The organism is Actinoplanes sp. NPDC048791 (assembly GCF_040650095.1).
GTDB lineage: Bacteria > Actinomycetota > Actinomycetes > Mycobacteriales > Micromonosporaceae > Actinoplanes.
In genome coordinates this window covers 1-3,218 of sequence record NZ_JBEZGQ010000957.1, presented here as the reverse complement: position 1 = coordinate 3,218, position 3,218 = coordinate 1, and the positions used below count along the sequence as shown (strand labels likewise).

2 protein-coding genes and 1 pseudogene are annotated in these 3,218 nt (G+C 71.7%); 1 reads left to right on the top strand and 2 read right to left on the bottom strand.

Annotated features, from left to right (window positions below):
- Positions 1 to 421, bottom strand: a pseudogene (locus tag AB0C29_RS40410) (two-component sensor histidine kinase); the annotation flags it as partial.
- Entirely contained in the window at positions 418 to 1,113 is a 696-nt protein-coding gene (locus AB0C29_RS40405; protein WP_360832222.1) for a response regulator transcription factor, read from the bottom strand. The pseudogene AB0C29_RS40410 and the gene AB0C29_RS40405, both read right to left, overlap by 4 nt.
- 156 nt (positions 1,114 to 1,269) lie before the next feature.
- Here AB0C29_RS40405 and asnB point away from each other — a divergent pair.
- On the top strand, positions 1,270 to 3,218 hold a 1,949-nt coding region (gene asnB / locus AB0C29_RS40400; RefSeq protein WP_360832220.1), incomplete at its 3' end, for an asparagine synthase (glutamine-hydrolyzing).

Below are 3,218 nucleotides of genomic sequence, written 5' to 3'. Positions count from 1 at the left end.
CGGCGACGCCCTTGGCGATCAGGGCGGCGGACCGGGCCGGCCGGCTGTCGCTGTCGGCGGCCCACGACTCCAGTTGCGGGCGCGGATCGATCAGCATGGGACCCGGGCGGACCGGGCCGGCGGCGCGGCCGGCGAGATTGTCCGTGTCGACCAGCACCGTCTGGTCCAGGGTGATCAGCCGGATGTGCAGGCCGGTCTGCCGGGACAGGTCGGCGGCGAGGGCGTCCACGCCGGGCCATCGCCCGTGCAGCAGGCCGTAGCGGGCCACCTGGTCGGCGATCTCGTAGCGGTGCCGGTCCGCGCTGTCCTGGGCCTCGTTGAACGCCCGGGAGGTCAGGCTCAGGGTCAGCCAGGCGGTGGCCCCGATCGCCGTCACGGCCACCACCATGACCAGCAGGAAGATCCGCAGCCGGAAGCTCATTGCTCGGCCATCCGGTAGCCGCGGCCGTACACGGTCTGCACGTAGCGCGGCTCGGCCGGGTCGTTCTCGATCTTGCGGCGCAGGTTGACCACGTGGGCGTCGACCGTGCGCTCGGAGACGTCCTGTTCGAAGCCGAACGTCCGGTCGATGATCTGCCCCCGGGTGAAGACCCGGCCGGGCTCGCGGGCCAGCAGCTCGACGATGCCGAACTCCTTGGCGGTCAGGTGCACCGTGGCCCCGCCGATCCGGACCTCGAACCGGCCGGCGTCCACCTCGAGATCACCGACGCGCAGGGTCGCGGACTGCCCGTCGGTCGTGCCGATCCGGCGCAGCAGGGCCCGGACCCGGGCGGTCAGCTCCCGCGGGCTGACCGGCTTGGCCAGGTAGTCGTCGGCGCCGATGTCCAGGCCCAGCAGCATGTCGTTCTCCGACGAGCGGGCGGTCACCAGCAGGATGGCGACCGGCGACGACTCGGCCCGCAGGATCCGGCACACGTCGAGCCCGTCGACCAGCGGCATCATGACGTCCAGGATCAGCAGGTCGGGCCGGCGGGCCCGGGCCTGCTCCAGCGCGGCCCGCCCGTCGCCGACGGTGAGCACGTGGTGGCCCTCACGCTCCAGGTACAGGCGGATGAGCTGGGCGTGCTTCGGGTCGTCGTCGGCTACCAGGATCCGGGCGGTCACGGACGCGATTCTCACCCAGGCGGTCAACCCCCGCGGTGAATGTCAGATTCCGGTGAAGATCCGGTCCGGTTCCGGTGCGTCCACGATTCCCGGCCACTTCCTCACAGGTCCTTCATAACCGGCTTCCTACGGTGCAGACCCGCCGTCAACCGAAGGAGTGCCACGATGTGTGGTCTGAGCGTGTTCGTGAGCAGCCGGGCGCACGCCGGTGTCCCCGACCCCGCGTCGGCCGCCGCCTTCGCCGAGGCGCTGGCCACGATGCACCACCGGGGGCCTGACGACACCCAGATCGAGTACGGCGACGGCCTCGCCTTCGGCTTCCAGCGGCTGGCCATCGTGGACGTGGCGGAGAGCCGGCAGCCGGCGCACTACCCGTTCGACGGTCCGCAGGCCGGGCGTTGGACCGTGGTGTTCAACGGCGAGATCTACAACTACCTCCAGCTGCGGGCGGACCTGATCCGCGAGCACGGTGCCACGTTCGCCACCCACGGCGACACCGAGGTGCTGGCCGCGGCGTTCCACTACTGGGGTGCGGCGGCGTTGTCGCGGCTGCGGGGGATGTTCGCGTTCGTCGCGTACGACCACTGGACCGGCACCGTGCACGCCGCCCGCGACCCGTTCGGGATCAAGCCGCTGTACCTGCTGGAGACCTCGGACGGGCTGTTCCTGGCCAGTGAGCGCAAGGCGCTGCTGCCGTTCAGCGGCGACTCCGGGGCGGCCCTGGACACCGACGCCCTGGCCCACTACCTGACCTTGCAGTACGTGCCGGACCCCATGACGCTGCACCGGCACGTGCGGCGGCTGCCGCCGGGGCACCGGATGACCTGGACCCCCGGCGGCGGCCTGCGCCAGGACCGCTACTTCCGGCCGTCGCTGCGGCCGCTGCACGTACGGCCGGACGTGGCGATCCATGCCATCCGTGACGCGCTGCGCGACAGCGTCCGCAAGCACCTGCACGCCGAGGTGCCGGTGGGGGCGTTCCTGTCCAGCGGGGTGGACTCGTCGGCCATCGTCGCGCTGGCCGCCGAGGTCAAGCCGGACCTGCACGCGTTCACCGCCGGTTTCGCCCAGGAGGGCTACTCGGAGATCGAGATCGCCCAGCACACGGCGGACCAGCTCGGGGTGCGGCTGACCCCGACGGTGGTCACCGAGGACGACGTGATCCGGGAGCTGCCGCGGATCGTGCAGCTGCTCGACGACCCGGTGGCGGACCCGTCGCTGGTGCCGCTCTACTTCCTGGCCCGTACGGCGTCCCGGCACGTCAAAGTGGTGCTGTCCGGGGAGGGCTCGGACGAGCTGTTCGGCGGCTACACGATCTACCGGGAGCCGATGTCGCTGGCCGGCATCGAGCGCCTGCCGGCCGGCATGAAGCGCGGGCTGCGCAGCCTGTCGAAGGTCATCCCGGAGGGCGTGAAGGGCCACAGCTTCCTGGAGCGCGGCACCACCCCGATCGAGGAGCGCTACTACGGCAACGCCCGGATCTTCTCCCCCGCGGAGAAGGCGGAGCTGATGCGCTTCACCGCCGACCCGCACACGGTCATCACCGGCAAGCTGTACGCGGAGACCGCCGACGTCGACGACGTCGCCTCGATGCAGTACGTGGACCTGCACACCTGGCTGCCCGGCGACATCCTGACCAAGGCCGACCGGATGTCGATGGCGCACTCGCTGGAGCTGCGCGTGCCGTTCCTGGACCAGGCGGTGTACGCGGCCGCCGCGGGACTGCCCACCGAGATGAAGCTCCCGGCCGGCAGCCGCACGACCAAGTACGCGCTGCGCGAGGCCATGCGCGGCATCGTGCCGGAGTCGGTGCGCGACCGCCGCAAGCTGGGCTTCCCCACCCCGACGCGGCTGTGGCTCAAGGGCGCCATCGGCGACTGGATCGCCGAGCTGATGGCCGGCTCGCAGACCGGGCACCTGCTCGACCTCGGCTACGCCCAGCGGCTGCTGGCCGAGCACCGGGCCGGCGTGGCCGACAACTCCCGCAAGGTCTGGACGGTGGCGATGTTCTGCCTGTGGCACGCGATCACGGTGGAACGGTCGCTGAACCCGGCCCCGCCGATGACCCCGCCGATGACCCGGCCGATCACTCAGCCGGCGGCGACCGCGGCCGC